Here is a 15,432-nt window from a genome sequence, read left to right as displayed (position 1 = left end):
TGTGCTGGAATCGGATACTTCAGTTGGTCGAATACATTATGCTCGATTGTCGCCGGGTCGTCTCGCGCTCCGGCGATCGACCTCGCCCGCCGCGACCCGTGCGCGCCGCTGCTCGATCCGATGCACACCAGAACATCCCCAGGGAGGCCACCGTCATGCCCTTCGTCGAAGCCCGCCGCTGCTGGGAGCGACGGTGCTCGCGCATGGTCCTCGTCCTCGACCTCCTGGCCGTCACCCTGGCGCTCACCGTGACCCAGCTCCTGTGGTGGGACGCGTACTGGCGCGGGACCGTGGAGGTCGCGGGGCCGTTCGGACGCCTACGACCTCGGCTACCCGGCGGTCACCCTCGCGCTCGCCGTCGCGTGGTGGTCGCCCCTGGCCGCGGCCCGATCGCGCCACCCGCGGGTCCTGGCGGACGGTTGGACGCCGTATCGACGGGTCGTGGTCGTGACGACGACGGTCTTCGGCACGGTGGCGATGGCGTCCTACCTCCTCAAGCTCGAGATCGGACGCGGGTTCCTGCTCACCGCCATGCCGCTCGGAGTCGCCCTCCTGCTGGCGGTCCGATGGGGCGCCCGTCGACACCTCCGTGCGCGGCGACGCGGAAGCGCACTCGTCTACCGCACGCTGCTCGTGGGTGACCGAGACCACGCGGTGCACGTCGCCGAGCGCATGCGCAGGGGCGACTGGGCCGGGCATCGGGTGGTCGGTGTCGCGACCCCGGGCATCGTCGACGACGACCGCATCGTGGATGCCCCGGTCCTCAGCGGACGACCGTCGATCGTCGATGCCGCCGAGGAGGTCCAAGCGGACACGGTGATCCTCGTCGGCCCCGTCGAACTCACCCCCGCCGAGCTCCGCCGCCTCGGTTGGGACCTCAGCGAGCGCGGGGTGAAGTTCATCATCGCGCCGACGCTCACGGGGGTGGCCTCGACCCGCCTGTACCTCCAGGCGGTGGCCGGCATCCCGCTCATCCACGTCGACCACCTGGAGTTGTCCCGGCTCGAGGCGGCGGCGAAGCGGGCGTTCGACGTCGTCGGTTCCGCGACGCTGCTCCTGCTGCTGGCCCCGGTCATGCTCGCGGTCGCGCTCGCGGTGAAGACGACGAGTCGGGGGACCGTGCTGTACCGGCAGGAGCGCGTCGGCCTGCGCGGCCGCCCCTTCCAGATCCTGAAGTTCCGCTCGATGGCCGCCGAAGCTGACACCGGCGCAGCCCTCGCCGTGCAGCAGCATGCGGACGAACTGCTCTCGAAGGCTCCGGACAACCCGCTCGTGACCCCGGTCGGACGGATCCTCCGGAAGTATTCGCTCGACGAGCTCCCGCAGTTGTTGAACGTCCTGGGCGGTTCGATGAGCCTCGTCGGCCCGCGGCCGCACCGTGGATGGGAGGTCGAACGCTACGATCTGCTCGCCCAGCGACGACTCCTGGCGAAGCCGGGTATGAGCGGGCTGTGGCAGGTCAGCGGGCGGTCCAACCTCTCCTGGGACGACTCGGTCGACCTCGACCTGTACTACGTGGAGAACCGGTCGGCCGCGATCGATCTGAAGATCCTCGCGCAGACGGTGCGAGCGGTCGTCGCCCCGGGAACCGATGCACGGTGATCCGGATCCGCGCGGGCCGGGTTCAGCGTTCGGGGAGCCTGTGCCGCCAGCTCAGCCCGCCGGCACCGATGACCGCGCAGACCACGAGGAGCAGCCAGCCGCCGCTCAGCAGCAGGCTGCTCTCCGCGGCGCCCGATGCGAGCAGGGTCACGACGATGAGCGCAGCCCAGACGTGCACGACGCTGCGCCGATTGGTCGCGATGAGCCAGGTCCGCACGAGCGCCAGGCCGCCGAGGAGGAGGAACAGGGCGAGCCCGATCAGTCCGAGCTGCAGGTACACGTCCAGGTAGGCGTTCAGCGCCGAGTCGTTCGCGCGGCCGAGGCCCGCGTCGATGAACCGGTACGGGACCGCATCGGAGACCCAGCCACCCGTCCATCCCCAGCCGTTGATCTCGCTCGGGGCCAGGCGTCGCAGGGTCTCCTGCCAGAGTGCGTAACGCTGCTCGATCTCGAGTCCGAGACCGAGGACGCGGAACACCTCGGATCGGAAGAAGTACCCGATGAGGCCGACGAGCGCGAGGACGGTGAGGAGGACGAACTGCCAGGTGCGGCGCAGTTCCGGACGGAGTTGCCGGAAGACGTAGAGCACGGCGGTCGCGATGCCGAGGGTCGCGGCGAGGAGCGCGATGCTCGGCGAGCGGGTGCCGAGGATGAGCCCGGCGGCGAGGGCGATGGACCCGATCGTCACCCCATGACGCACGGAACGGGTCCGCCATTCGACGACGAAGGTGACGAGACCGAGCAGAGCCGTGATGCCGAGAGCGCTCCGGCTTCCGAAGACCCCCTCCAACGGGCCACCGAAGGCGAGGTTCCCGCTGATCCCGAGGAACGGCAGCGGGGTGTCGATGAGGACGCCGCTCACGACCTCGAGTGCCAGTGAGGTGCCGAGGAGCGCGCGGAAGGCGGTGCCCGTCGCCCGGACGATCTGGATGGTGTCGCGGGTCAGCGCGATCACGATGGCGATGAAGGCCCACGCGAGCTGTCCGCCGATAGCGGGCACGGTCGCGAGCGGCGTGGCGCTCCACACCAGCGACAGCGCGCTCCAGGCGAGGAACAGCAGGACTGATATCGGCAGGAGGCCACGCCACTCGATGATGGGGAGGCGTGCGAGGAGGATGCCCGTACCGATCGTCGCGAGGCCCACGAGCATCGCGCTGAACCCGGCGACACCGATCAGGCTCGTGACGAGGTGCTCACCGAAGGCGGTCGCGACGGCGATGGTGGCGAACGCGGCGGCCAACGGCGCAGACGACAGGACGCGCGCGGCGACGGAGAACGCGTCGAAGTCCGCCGGTCTCACGCCGGGCTCATCCGTCGACGACGTCGCGGCGGTGCGCGAGTGCGAGGTCGGACGAGGCTGCGACGGTGGGGATCGGCCAGGCAGGTTCCTGCTTCGTCTTCACGACGAGGAGCACGAGGAGGACCCAGCCGGATTCGATGAGCAGTCGACTCTCCGCGACCGACTGCACGACGAGAGAGACCGCGATGAGGACGGGAGCGAGCGAGAGGGCCGTGTACGGCCGATGTGCGTCGAGGTCGACGCGCGGACGGTCGACGGCCAGGAACCAGGTGCGGGTCAACATGGACAGGACGACCGCGGCGAAGAGCACGAGGCCGACGATGCCGAGTTGGAACCAGACGTCGAGCCAGGCGTTGTGCGCCTGGAGCTGTCGGACGCCGCGTCGGATGACGAGGTCGGTGAAGAGCGGCTCCCACGGTGCCCACGGGCTCGAGAAGCCCCAACCGAAGACCGGCCGCTGTTCGATGAGGCGCCAGACGGTCGCCCAGATGTCGAGTCGACCGGTGAGGTCCGGGCTCTTCCCGAGGAGGCCGAGGAGTTGCGTCCGGAAGACGACCGCTCCCACCGCGCCGACGACCCCGATGCCGAGGAAGCCGAGGTACACCGGTGTCCTCGCCTCCGGGCGAGGTGCCCGACGGATCGCGAGTGCAGCGGCGAGGACCACCGCCGTCACCACGGCGGCGAGCAGGATGGTGGTCGAGAAGCTCAGGAGGAACATCACGACGGAGAGACCGAGGCGGATGAGCAGGGTCCAGCGACGTTCCGGGCCGGTCAGCCTGGCTGCGCCGGGCTCGTCGCGCCGCGCCGCCAGCCGAAGCCCGAAGACGATGATCCCGAGCAGCGCCACCACGGCGAGGAGGTTGGCGTTCCCCGAGATGCCCTGGATGCGTCCTCCGGAGAACAGGAGGTCCCGCGACCAGTAGTCGAGCAACGGCGGGTCCGCCGCGTCACCGGCGTAGAAGTTGGGGAGCACCGGGTGCCGGATGATCGCCGCGACGACGAACTCGAAGAGGAGGGAGAGTGACAGCACCCACGTCACGGCACGTCCGAGGACCCGGATGACCTCGGGCCAGGTGAAGCAGCCGGCGAGGGTCACGCCGAGGATGGTGCAGAGCGCCGCACCGAGCAGGGTCGCGGCCGTGCCGCTGGGGTAGGCGGACCAGGCGAGCGAGACGATCGACAGCGCCCCGTACCCGACGAGCGACCACGGCACCCGGGTGCGCCGCCACTTCGGGCGGACGACCATCAGGCACGCGAGCGCGGCGCCGCCTGAGACCAGGGCCACCGCCGTGTACCCCCAGATGGTGAAGAGGTTCGTCCAGAACGTCCCGGCGAGGACCGCGAACGTCGCGAACACGGCGACGTGCCTGACGACGAGCGCGCGTGTCGTCAGCGCTGCCGGCGGGCGGGGCGGGGCGGGTTCGGTTGACAGCATCGTGCCCCCAGGGTAGCGGCTGCGGCCGCCACCCAGGCCCTCGTCGAGCGCGGTGGTCAGACGAACGCCGCAGTGCCGGTGATGGCCCGCCCGACGATGAGCGCGTTCATCTCCCGCGTGCCCTCATAGCTGTAGAGGGCTTCGGCATCCGCGAAGAACCGGGCGGCGTGGTAGTCCAGCACGATGCCGTTCCCGCCCATGATCTCCCGTGCCCAGGCGACCGTCTCGCGCATCCGCGCGGTGCAGAACGCCTTGGCGAGCGCGGAGTGCTCGTCGCGCTGGGTGCCCTCGTCGAGCATCTGCGAGACCCGGACGCACATCGCCATCGATGCCGTGATGTTCCCGAGGCACTTCGAGAGGAGGTCCTGGATCAGCTGGTGGCCCGCGATCGGCTTGCCGAACTGCACGCGCTCCTTGGCGTAGGCGACCGCCGCCTCGTACGCGCCGACAGCGACGCCGACACTCGACCAGGCGACGCCGGCGCGGGTGAGCCGCAGGACCTTCGCCGTGTCGCGGAAGGAGTTCGCGTGCTGCAGCCGGAGGCGCTCGGGGACCCGGACGTCCTCGAGGGTGATGTCGGCGTTCTGCACCATGCGCAGGCTGATCTTGCCCTCGATCTTGGTCGCGGAGTAGCCGGGGGAGTCGGTCGGCACGATGAAGCCCTTCACCTGACCGTCGGCCGTGTCCTTCGCCCAGATGATCGTGATGTCACTGAAGGTCGCGTTGCCGATCCACCGTTTGGAGCCGGACAGGATCCAGTCGTCGCCGTCCCTCGTGGCCGTGGTGCGAAGCCCCTGTGCGCTGTCCGACCCCGACTGCGGCTCGGTGAGGCCGAACGCACCGAGGACCTCGCCCGAGGCGAGCTTCGGGAGCCACTCGTCCTGCTGCTCCTGCGAGCCGCACTCACTGATCGATCCCATGGTGAGACCGTCCTGCACGCCGACGAAGGTGGAGATCGACGCGTCGATCCGGGAGAGCTCCATCGAGGCGAGGCCGCGGAACACGGCGCTGTTCTCGAACGGCGTCGTCTCCGGCCAGGCCCACCTGGCGACGTCGAGCTCGAGGAGCGGGGTGATGAGGTGCTTCGGGAACTCGGCCCGCTCCCAGTACTCGTTCACGATCGGCTTCGCCTCGGTCTCGGCCCAGGCTCGGAGGCGGGCGATGGCCTCCTGCTCGGGAGCCGTCAGGAGGCTCTCGAAGCCGTAGAAGTCGCTGGCGAGGGGTTCGAAGATCATGGTCCGTTGCTCCATTGCGTCCGCTGGCGCCGGATCGGCGTCCCGGCCAGCCTAGGCAGGTGTGCTCGGCGCGGACAACGGCTTGGTAGTTTGGTGCACGGTGCCGGGCGACCGCGTCGCACGGCTTGTAGGACGACGCCAAGCGGCCCCAGGGTCCGGCTGGCGCGTCACCCTCGTCCGTCGAAAGGGCCCCACCATGTTCGTGCCGCTCCGTGCCACTCCTCGTGACTACGCGTGGGGGTCGTCGACGGCGATCGCGGAGGTGCTCGGGTCCGAGCCCTCGGGACGTCCGGAGGCGGAACTCTGGCTCGGCGCACACCCCGGGGCTCCGACGCCGATCGCGGATCCGCCGAGGGTGGGAGGGCACGCTGATCTCGAAAGCTGGCTCGCCGCCGATCCCGCCGCGCTCGGCGGGCACGGCTCGCTGCCGTTCCTCCTCAAGGTCCTCGCAGCGGCCCATCCGCTCTCGCTGCAGGCCCACCCCGACCTGCACCGGGCCGCCGCGGGCTTCGCCGCCGAGAACGCGCGAGGTGTGCCGCTCGACGCTCCGCACCGCAACTACAAGGACGCGCTCCACAAGCCGGAACTCATCGTCGCGCTCCGGGACGGCTTCGAGGCGCTCTGCGGGTTCCGCGAACTCGCCGCGACCGATGCGCTGCTCGTCGAGCTGGTGGCCTCGGCACCCGATCCGGCTGCGGCAGCGCGCATCACGATGCTCCGCGGGATGCTGGCCGCCCCCGACGGGCTCCGCGACACCGTGCGGATCCTGCTCGAACAGCTCCCCGGCGGGCTGCTCGACGCCCTCGTCGCGTCCGCCGCGGCTCCCGGGTCGGGTGCATTCGACGCCGAGCGGGCCCTGGTCGGGCGGCTCGCGGAGGAGTATCCGGGCGATCCCGGCATCGCGGTCGCCCTGCTCCTCAACCTCGTCACGTTGCGAGCCGGCGAAGCGCTCTACCTCCCCGCCGGCAACATCCACGCCTACCTCAGGGGGATCGGCGTCGAGCTCATGGCCGCGAGCGACAACGTCCTGCGCGGCGGGCTCACGCCGAAGCACGTCGACGTGCCCGAGCTGCTCGAGGTCCTGGAGTTCGAGCCGCGGCCGGTGCCGTGGCTGACCCCGACGGACCTGGGTGGGGGACGCAGCCTCTTCGTCCCGGACGTGCCGGACTTCGAGCTGCTGCGGGTGGATCTGCCCGCAGAGCCGTCCGAGCAGGATCCCTCGTTCCACCTCCCCGGACCCGGCATCGCGATCGTGACCGACGGTTCGGTGCGGATCACCGGAGCCACCTCGTCGGTGGAGCTCGCTCGAGGTGGCTACGCCTTCATCACGCCCGACGAGGCGGAACTGCGCTTCTCCGGGACCGGGACCCTCTTCCTCGCGACGACCCAGGGCTGACCGCCCGGCCGACTGGTCCGGTCCACGCAGCTCAGGCGCTCTCCCGCATCCCGAAACTCCGCCGGTAGGCGGCGGGCGTGGTGCCGAGGACGCGGTCGAAGTGGTGACGGAGGACCGCCGCGGTGCCGAACCCGGTGTCCGCAGCGATCCGCTCGACACCGTGGTCGGTGCGTTCGAGCATCTCCTGCGCTCGGAACAGGCGTTGCCGGTTCAACCAAGCGGCCGGCGTGCTGCCGAGCTCCGAGCGGAAGCGGCGTGCGAAGGTCCGCTCGGACATGTGCGCCTGCCGCGCGAGACGCCCGATGGGCAGGTCCTCGGCGAGGTGGTCGAGCATCCAGTCGACGACCGGGGCGAGCGACTCGCACTGCTGCGCCGCGACGGGGGAGAGGACGTACTGCGCCTGACCGCCGTCGCGCTGTGGCGGGACGACCATCCGGCGGGCGATGACGTTGGCGCTCGCCGCGCCGTACTCCTGTCGTACCAGGTGCAGACACGCGTCGATGCCGGCAGCGGTCCCCGCGCCCGTGATGACCTTGCGGTCCTCGACGAACAGCACGTCGGGGTCGACGGTGGTGCCCGGGAACATCGTCTGCTGCTCGCTGGTGTACATCCAGTGGGTCGTGCTGCGGCGACCGTCGAGCAGCCCCGCCTGACCGAGGACGAACGACCCGCTGCACACGCTGAGGACCCAGGCACCCCGCGCCTCCGCCGCTCGGAGGACGTCGAGGTAGGCCTCGTCGACCGCTCCGCCACGCGATCCGCCACGACCGGTGATCACCACGAGGTCCGCCTCGGCCGCGAAGGACAGGTCGTCGTCGACGATCATGTCGAAGCCCCGCGCACCGTCGTCGCTCAGGTTCATCCGGACCGGACCTGGGTCCTTCGTGACGATGCGGAGGTCGAAGGCGGGACCGCCCTGGTCCGACCGGTCGATGCCGAAGACCTCGCAGACGACGCTGAACTCGAACGGTTGCAGCCCCGGAATGGCGAGCAGGGCGACCTTCGACAGCATGGGACCTCCGGATGATCGATTTGGCAGGAATGTGCTGCTTTGCGTCCATCCTGCCACTGGTGGCAGTTTTTCGCTATTCCTAGAGTTTCAGACATGTCCATCATCGCACTCGTCGTCGGCTTCCTCATCGTCCTCGTCGCGGTCGTCGCCTCCGCCGCGACCATCCGTGCCGTCCTGACGGACGGCTATCGCCGCGTCCCCAGTCCGCCCCGCCGCACGGGGCACGCGCCTCCAGTAGTCTGGTCACTCCGTCTGCAGCACGGCAGGTGGAGGACTCCCTGGAGGAAGCATCGTGGCGTGGCTGGTGACGGGCGGAGCCGGATACATCGGAGCCCATGTGGTTCGGGCCTTCCAGGCGGAGGGGATCGACGTCGTCGTCCTCGACGACCTGTCGAGCGGGCACGAGCGCTTCGTCCCGGCCGGGGTGCCGTTCGTCCGCGGAACCCTGCTCGACGGCTCGGTCCTCGAGCGCACCTTCTCCGAGTTCGAGCTGAGCGGTGTCGTCCATGTCGCCGGGTACAAGTACGCGGGTGTCTCCGTGCAGCGCCCGCTCCACACCTACGCCCAGAACGTCACGGCCACCGCGATGCTGCTCGCCGCGATGGAGGAGCACCGGGTGGAGCGCATCGTCTTCTCGTCGAGCGCCGCGGTGTACGGGACGACGGACGTCGACCTGGTCACCGAGGACACCCCGAAAGCGCCCGAGTCGCCCTACGGCGAGTCCAAGCTCATCGGCGAGTGGCTGCTCCGCGACCAGGGTGTCGCCACCGGGCTGCGTCACACCTCGCTGCGGTACTTCAACGTCGTCGGTTCCGGGACGGACGAGGTCTACGACACGAGCCCACACAACCTCTTCCCACTCGTCTTCGACGCGCTTCTCGCCGGACGCACCCCCCGCATCAACGGTGACGACTACCCGACGCCGGACGGCACCTGCGTCCGCGACTACCTGCACGTCGCGGATCTCGCGGCCGCGCACGTCGCCGCAGCCAAGCGGCTCGATGCGGGTGAGTCCCTCGAGGCCGCCTACAACCTCGGGAGCGGCGACGGGTCGAGCGTCGGCGAGATCATGACCGCGATGGCGGAGGTGACCGGGATCGACTTCACCCCCGAGATCATGCCGCGGAGGGCGGGCGACCCCGCGCGGATCGTCGCGTCCGGTGCGCTCGCAGCTCGCGATCTCGACTGGCGGATGCGACACGATCTGCGCCAGATGGTGGAGAGCGCATGGCGGGCCAGGCGCGCCGCCGACTGACGTCGCGCGACCGCATCGATCCGCCCAGGCAGGCCCCGACACCCAGTTCGGGTCACACCCGGCGCGTCGCGAACCCTCACCTCGTGATTGAGGCTTTACGATGTGCGACTTGACTCGACCATAACTACAAGGGTGTAATTATGTATCGCGCCGCGTGGCGCAGGGTACGACTAGGTGGGGAGACGGTATGGCGATTCCTGAGTATCGTGCCGGAGTACCCGACGACTGGTTCGTCGATCCGGTCAATCTCGGAGTCCCCGGCGTCCGTCAGCCCGCTGCCGAGGGCGAGGACGACACCCAGCTCTCCTGGCAGACCGACGCGCTGTGCGCGCAGACCGACCCTGAGGCGTTCTTCCCCGAGAAGGGTGGCTCCACGCGCGACGCGAAGCGGATCTGCACCAGCTGCGACGTCAAGTCGCAGTGCCTCGAGTACGCACTCGCGAACGACGAGCGCTTCGGCATCTGGGGCGGCCTGTCCGAACGCGAGCGTCGCAAACTCCGCAAACGCGCCGTCTGACCCGTCGCCGGACGCTGACCGAACCGCTCCCGACTCACCGGAACACCCCCGATTCGGGGCGCGCCCGCTCGGTTCCCGCTCTTCCGGCCGGACCCGCTTAGTCTGAATCCGATGTCTCCCCGAGTAACGGCGATTCTCGTGGTGCGCGACGGCTCAGAGCCGCTCGCACGCACGCTCGACGCCCTCCGTGCCCAGACCCGTCCGGCGGACGGGATCATCGCCGTCGCCACCCGCGCGAGTGAGGCGACGATCGAGGAACTCGGTCGCGTCCCCGGCATGAAGCTCGTGACCTCGACCGAGGACCTCAGCTTCGCGCAAGCTGTGGCCGCCGGCGTCCGCGTCACCGATCAGCCGGAGGACGCCGAGCAGATGCTCTGGTTGCTCTCCGAGGACACGGCTCCCGAGCCGACGGCGCTCGCCGCCCTGTTGGGCGCCCTCGAGGTCTCGCCGTCCGTCGGTGTGGCCGGCCCGAAGATCCTCGACTGGGACGACGCGTCGTTCCTCCGTCGCTACGGCGAGACGATCACCACCCTCGGGGCGGCGGTCCCGGTGGTCGAGGACGAGCTCGACCAGGCCCAGCACGACACGATGAACGACGTGATGGCGGTCGGTCCGGCCGGCATGCTCGTGCGCCATCAGCTGTGGGACCAGTTGGGCGGCTTCGACCAGGCCCTCGTGGCGGACGACGCCCTCGACTTCTGCATCAGGACCCGCCTCGCGGGCTACCTGGTCGCGGTCGTGCCGACGGCGCGGGTCGCCTCCGCCGGCGAAGGCATCGCCGGGCCCTCCTGGTCGAACCGGCTCGGCGCGCGTCGTCGTCGCCATCGCCAGGCCCGCGCCGCACAGCTCCACCGGCGTCTCGTCTATGCGCCCGGGATCATGGTCCCCGTGCACTGGCTCAGCCTCGTGCCCCTCGCCATCCTGCGGGTCATCGGCCACTTCGTGAAGAAGCAACCCGAGCTCGTGCTGGGCGAGCTCTCGGCGGCGTTCGCCGTCGCGTTCTCCGGAACGAAGGTCGGGAGTGCCCGGCGCCAGCTCGCGAAGAACCGCACCTTGGGCTGGTCGAGCATCGCCGGCTTGCGGATGCGACTCGACGAGGTCCGACGCAAACGCGCGCTCGCGCGGGAGGCGACGCAGATCGGCTTCATCGGTGAGGAACGCGACCTCCGCTTCTTCTCCGGCGGAGGCGCCTGGGTCGTCCTCGCGACGGCGGTCATCGGAGCGGCGATCCTCGCTCCGCTCCTCGGAGCCACGTACCTCACCGGTGGGGGACTCCTCCCGCTCTCGGCGACCGTCGGCGAACTCTGGCAGCACATCGGCTTCGGGTGGCGCGACGTCGGCCTCGGCTTCGTCGGTGCCGCCGACCCGTTCAGTGCGGTCCTCGCGGTGCTCGGGACCATCACCTTCTGGCAGCCTTCGTTCTCCCTGGTCCTGCTCTTCCTGCTCGCGCTGCCGCTCTCGGCGCTCGGCGCCTGGTTCGCCGCCACCCGGCTCACGGAGCGCAGCGGTCCTCGTGCGGTGGCGGCGCTGCTCTGGGCGCTCGCCCCGACGCTCCTGACCGCGCTCGCCGACGGTCGTCCCGCCGCCGTCATCGTCCATGTCCTGCTGCCCTGGCTCTTCTACGCGGGTGTGGTCGCGTCCCGGTCGTGGGCCGCAGCCGGCACGAGCGCCTTCCTGTTCGCAGCGATCACAGCGAGCTCGCCGTCCCTCGCCCCGGCGTTGCTCGTCATCTGGGTCGTCGCGATGGTCTTCGCCGGTCGAGGTGTCGCCAGGGTCGGACTCGTCCCGATCCCCGCCATCGCGCTGTTCGCCCCGCTCATCTGGCAGCAGGGGCTCCATCGCGACAACTGGCTCGGACTCCTCGCCGACCCGGGCGTCGCGACGCCCGGGACCGCGGCGTCCGGCTGGCAACTGTCCCTCGGCTTCCCCGGCGGCAGCCTGGGTGGATGGAGCCAGCTCGGCGCAGCGCTCGGGCTGCCGGGTGCGACTCCCGCCATCGTGGTACCCGCGCTGCTCGCGCCACTCGCGATCGTCGCTCTGCTGGCCCTGTTCCTCCCGGGCTCCAGACGGGCCGTCCCGTTGCTGATCGCGGCGTTCCTCGGACTCGTGTCGGCGGTGTTCGCCACGCATCTCCTCCTCGCCTCCGCCGCCGGAACGGCCGTCCCCGTCTGGGCCGGCGCGGCGATCAGCCTCTACTGGCTCGGGATCGTGGGCGCTGCGACCCTCGGCCTCGACCGCATCCCGCGGTTCCGGGCTGTCCCGGCGCTCGTCATGGTCCTCGCCGCCGCGGTGATCGCCCTCCCGCTCGCCCTCGCCCAGCCCCTCGGCACCTCGGTGGTCCGTGAGAGCTCCGGTCGCCAGTTGCCCGCCTACGTGACGGCCGCGACGCAGACCGATCCTCGGCTCGGCACCCTCGTCATCACGCCCGGCGACGACGGGACCATCACCGCGGTCGTCATCCGTGGCCAGGGGGAGACGCTCGACGGCCAGTCGACCATCGCCCAGACGGCCCCCGGCGTGTCCTCGGACGACCGCGTCGTCGCCGAGCTCGCCGGCAACCTCGCGTCGCAGAGCGGACTGGACCCGACGGAGACCCTCGTCGAGCACGGCATCGCCTTCGTGCTGCTGTCGCCGGTCGCCGACGGCGAGGAGCAGACGGTGGCGGGTCAGACCGCCGGCCGTGCGGCGAGTGCGCTCGACGCCAACGCGGCGCTGGTCGCCGTCGGCGACACGACGAGCGGGACGCTCTGGCGCACCGTCGCGGACGTCGGCACCGGTCCCGAGCTCCCCACGTCCAACGTGCTCGGCACCCTCATCGGTGTCGGCCTGGGCGTCGTGTTCCTCATCACCCTGCTCCTGAGCATCCCCAACGGTGCGTCCCGCGACGGGTACCGCGCGGGATCCAGGAAGCCGGCGAAGCTGAAGGGCCGTGCCGCTCGTAAGGCGGCCGCCTCCGGGGCGACGGTCGCGGTGATCGACGACGACGCGACCGGCACCTATGACGACGAGGAACCGACCGCCGATCTCGACGACGAGGCGGAGGGATCCGAGTCGGCCGACACCGCCGACGCGTCGACCCGCCCGCCCAAGCCGCGCTGGTGGCGTCGGGGTCAGGCCTCCGCCGAGGCGCCCGCGCCCGCGGCGGTGACTGCCGAACCAGCCGATGACGCCGAGTCCGTCGACGACCGTGCATCGACCGTCGACACCGGGTCGGCCGACGACACCGTCGCTCGCGATGGAACCGTGCCGGTCACGGACGACACCGTCGACACGGACCGCGACGTGACCGGGTCGACTCCAGACGCCGACGCGACGCGACACGAACACCACAGCCGACCAGGTCCCCGACGAACCGGCGGTCGCCACGGGCGATGTCGCCGTGCCCGATCCGGATCCGAGCGACTCGACCGAGACGACGCCGGATCCCGACACCACCCGCCGGGACACCCCGGGAACGGAGCAGCCGCATGCCCAGTAAGCGCGGAGTCGCCATCACCTCCGGTCGGATCGTCACCGGCCTCGTCGGGATCGGGATCGCCGCGGTCACGATCGCAGCGGCCGGGCAGCTGCCCCTCCCGACGGTCGAGATCGCCCCTCAGGACATCCGAGTCACCCCGGTGGCCGGCGACCAGTCGGTCGTGTGCCCGGGGCCGCTGCTCGCCCTGGCCCAGGACGCGACGGCCGCCACGGCAGCCGGCTCCTTCGGCCCGGCGAGTGTCGACTTCGGAGCGAACGGGGTGACGCCCACGACGAGTGAGCTGGCCGCACCCGACAACACGAGCGGTGCGGCGGACGGCGGACCCACGGTGATCACCGTCCCCGGCGCGACCGACGGCACGGTGACGCCCCTGAGTGGCGCGCAGTCGCAGATCGCCGCCGAAGCCGAGGTCGCCGGTCTGGCGGCCGCCGCCTGCACGCCGGCATCGGCCGAGAGCTGGCTCGTCGGTGGTTCGAGCGACATCGGTCGTACCACCCTGATCCTCTTGAGCAACCCGTCGGCCGTCGACGCGAACGTGACCCTCGAGGTCTTCGGTGCCGCCGGGCGGATCGACGCTCCGGGTGCCGCCGGGATCGTCGTCGCCACCGGCACGCAGCGCGTGATCGCCCTCACCGGCCTCGCACCCAACGAGCCGACCCCGGTCGTGCACGTGACGAGCGAGGGCGGCCAGGTGGTGGCCGCGCTCCAGCAGAGCACGGTCCGCGTCCTGACCCCCGGTGGCGTCGAGGTCCAGGGGCCGACCGCGTCGCCTTCGACCGACCTCGTGATCCCCGGTGTCGTCGTCACGGCCCCCGCGGCCGCAGGCGCGAGCTCCGACACCGCGTCCGTCGACGACCGGGCCACGGCCCTCAGACTGTTCGCGCCGGGATCCGAGCCAGCCGACGTCGTCATCACCGCCACCCGAGAGAATGCGAAGGACGAGCCGATCGTCATCGACGCGACCATCCAGCCGGGCGTTCCCGGTGAGATCGCCCTGGCCGAACTCCCGGCCGGTGAGTTCTCGCTGGAGGTCACCTCGACCCGACCGGTGGTCGCGGCGGCCAGGACGAACTCGCGCGGCGGAACGCTCGAGGACTTCGCCTGGTTCGGAGCGACGCCCGCACTCGACGACACCGCGGCCCTCACGGTCCCCACCGGGCCGGGGCAGAAGCTCCACGTCTTCAACCCGTCTGGCTCCGACGCCGAACTCACGTTGACGGGGGCTGACGGCAAGGAGACCACGGCGAAGGTCGGCGCCGGAGCGGCGGTGACCATCGGCGTCGGCGCCGGTCAGAGCTACGTCCTCGCCGGGGCCGACGGCCTCCACGCCTCGATCAGTCTCGCTGCGGCGGGGCGGCTCACGTCGCTGCCGGTCACGCCGCCGAACCCGCTGGCGGCGCCGATCAGCGTCTACCCGCGCTGACCGCGGCGGCCTCGGGTCAGAGGAACCGGTAGCGTTCCGGCCCGAGGTCCCAGGGGTCCTTGCCGAGGAGCTCGGCGACGGCGCGGAACACGCAGCTCTCCACCATCATGCGCTGATGCAGCTCGTCGTTCCGGTGGAGCTTGCTCATCCGCTGGATGGGCAACCGGTACAGGATGATGCGTCGGCGTGCTCGGTCGACGAACCAGCGGTCGACGCCGTCCGTCCCGGAGTTCTGCGCCGGCATCGCGCCGACCTCGAACCGGACGTCGGCGAGTTCGGCGGGCCAGGCTCCGCGGAGGTAGTCGGCGGTGGTGGCGACCGTCAGGTCGAACTGGTCGATCCGGGTGTCGATCGGTGGCACGTCCGGTCCGACGACGCTCGACCGACCGTTGCGACCGTGCCGTGATCGGCGGCGCGAGAGGGCGCCTCGCGTCTCCTCGTCAGCCTGCGCCATGCGTCCAGTCTAGGTGTGGTCGGCGGCCCGGTTCAGACCCGCTCGACCGGCGAGCCGGACGGTGCCGCCGGCGCCCGCGGGCTACGCTGGGGCAAATGGTGGACAGGATGTGTTCGAAGGTCGGCTGCTCGCGCGAGCCCGTGGCGACGCTGACCTACGACTACCGCGACTCGATGGCCGTCCTCGGTCCGCTGAGCATCGAGAAGAGCCCGCACAGCTACGACCTCTGCTCCATCCACGCCGTACGGCTGAGCGTGCCGCAGGGCTGGAGCGTCGTGAAGCACAGCGTCCTCGGCGACGTCGGCTACGGCTCCTGACCGTCGGC

10 protein-coding genes and 2 pseudogenes are annotated in these 15,432 nt (G+C 70.8%); 7 read left to right on the top strand and 5 right to left on the bottom strand.

Annotated features, from left to right (window positions below):
* Positions 1-339: 339 nt before the first annotated feature.
* Positions 340-1,602: pseudogene (locus AC5JOC_RS13720) on the top strand (sugar transferase); the annotation flags it as partial.
* 22 nt (positions 1,603-1,624) lie between these two features.
* On the opposite strand, the gene AC5JOC_RS13715 reads toward AC5JOC_RS13720, so the two are convergent.
* Genes AC5JOC_RS13715 through AC5JOC_RS13705 form a run of 3 tightly spaced genes read right to left on the bottom strand, consistent with a single transcriptional unit; the run spans position 1,625 to position 5,572 of the window.
* Entirely contained in the window at positions 1,625-2,902 is a 1,278-nt protein-coding gene (locus AC5JOC_RS13715; RefSeq protein ID WP_274500741.1) for an O-antigen ligase family protein, read from the bottom strand.
* A 7-nt stretch (positions 2,903-2,909) separates the two neighbouring features.
* A complete protein-coding gene (locus AC5JOC_RS13710) occupies positions 2,910-4,337 on the bottom strand; it encodes an O-antigen ligase family protein (protein WP_494246573.1) in 1,428 nt (475 codons plus the stop codon).
* Positions 4,338-4,393: 56 nt separating this feature from the next.
* On the bottom strand, positions 4,394-5,572 hold the full coding sequence (locus AC5JOC_RS13705; protein ID WP_086474313.1) for an acyl-CoA dehydrogenase family protein: 1,179 nt from the start codon (positions 5,570-5,572) through the stop codon (positions 4,394-4,396).
* Positions 5,573-5,768: 196 nt separating this feature from the next.
* On the opposite strand from AC5JOC_RS13705, the gene manA reads away from it, so the two are divergent.
* Positions 5,769-6,968, top strand: a complete 1,200-nt coding sequence (gene manA / locus AC5JOC_RS13700) for a mannose-6-phosphate isomerase, class I (RefSeq protein ID WP_494246572.1) — start codon at positions 5,769-5,771, stop codon at positions 6,966-6,968.
* 31 nt (positions 6,969-6,999) lie between these two features.
* Here manA and AC5JOC_RS13695 read toward each other — a convergent pair whose 3' ends face one another.
* The gene (locus AC5JOC_RS13695) at positions 7,000-7,980 is read right to left on the bottom strand and encodes a GlxA family transcriptional regulator (protein ID WP_124769652.1); all 981 of its coding nucleotides are present in this window, start codon (positions 7,978-7,980) and stop codon (positions 7,000-7,002) included.
* 292 nt (positions 7,981-8,272) lie between these two features.
* Here AC5JOC_RS13695 and galE point away from each other — a divergent pair, with 292 nt between their 5' ends.
* The 4 genes and pseudogenes from galE to AC5JOC_RS13675 all read left to right on the top strand — a co-directional run bounded on the left by galE (position 8,273) and on the right by AC5JOC_RS13675 (position 14,653).
* Entirely contained in the window at positions 8,273-9,235 is a 963-nt protein-coding gene (gene galE, locus AC5JOC_RS13690) for a UDP-glucose 4-epimerase GalE (RefSeq protein WP_159879353.1), read from the top strand.
* A gap of 187 nt (positions 9,236-9,422) precedes the next feature.
* Positions 9,423-9,752 (top strand): WhiB family transcriptional regulator, encoded by a 330-nt coding sequence (locus tag AC5JOC_RS13685; protein WP_079002812.1) that lies wholly within the window; start codon positions 9,423-9,425, stop codon positions 9,750-9,752.
* Positions 9,753-9,863: 111 nt separating this feature from the next.
* A pseudogene (locus AC5JOC_RS13680) lies at positions 9,864-10,520 on the top strand (glycosyltransferase family 2 protein); the annotation flags it as partial.
* Between the two features lie 2,849 nt (positions 10,521-13,369).
* The gene (locus AC5JOC_RS13675) at positions 13,370-14,653 is read left to right on the top strand and encodes a DUF5719 family protein (protein ID WP_494246571.1); all 1,284 of its coding nucleotides are present in this window, start codon (positions 13,370-13,372) and stop codon (positions 14,651-14,653) included.
* Positions 14,654-14,669: 16 nt separating this feature from the next.
* On the opposite strand, the gene AC5JOC_RS13670 is transcribed toward AC5JOC_RS13675, so the two are convergent.
* Entirely contained in the window at positions 14,670-15,107 is a 438-nt protein-coding gene (locus AC5JOC_RS13670; RefSeq protein WP_064295223.1) for a metallopeptidase family protein, read from the bottom strand.
* 107 nt (positions 15,108-15,214) lie between these two features.
* Here AC5JOC_RS13670 and AC5JOC_RS13665 point away from each other — a divergent pair, with 107 nt between their 5' ends.
* Positions 15,215-15,424 carry a DUF3499 family protein gene (locus AC5JOC_RS13665; protein WP_369808449.1) on the top strand — a complete coding sequence of 70 codons (210 nt, stop codon included), beginning with the start codon at positions 15,215-15,217 and terminating at the stop codon, positions 15,422-15,424.
* The last annotated feature ends 8 nt before the right edge of the window (positions 15,425-15,432 follow it).

This window comes from Plantibacter sp. (assembly GCF_059073635.1).
This window is presented reverse-complemented; position numbering and strand designations above follow the sequence as displayed.

Coding starts and splice junctions, on each gene's coding strand:
- AC5JOC_RS13665 (WP_369808449.1), top strand. CDS start 15,215: ATGTGTTCGAAGGTCGGCTGCTCGCGCGAGCCCGTGGCGACGCTGACC.
- manA (WP_494246572.1), top strand. CDS start 5,769: ATGTTCGTGCCGCTCCGTGCCACTCCTCGTGACTACGCGTGGGGGTCG.
- AC5JOC_RS13670 (WP_064295223.1), bottom strand. CDS start 15,107: ATGGCGCAGGCTGACGAGGAGACGCGAGGCGCCCTCTCGCGCCGCCGA.
- AC5JOC_RS13685 (WP_079002812.1), top strand. CDS start 9,423: ATGGCGATTCCTGAGTATCGTGCCGGAGTACCCGACGACTGGTTCGTC.
- AC5JOC_RS13705 (WP_086474313.1), bottom strand. CDS start 5,572: ATGATCTTCGAACCCCTCGCCAGCGACTTCTACGGCTTCGAGAGCCTC.
- AC5JOC_RS13695 (WP_124769652.1), bottom strand. CDS start 7,980: ATGCTGTCGAAGGTCGCCCTGCTCGCCATTCCGGGGCTGCAACCGTTC.
- AC5JOC_RS13710 (WP_494246573.1), bottom strand. CDS start 4,337: ATGCTGTCAACCGAACCCGCCCCGCCCCGCCCGCCGGCAGCGCTGACG.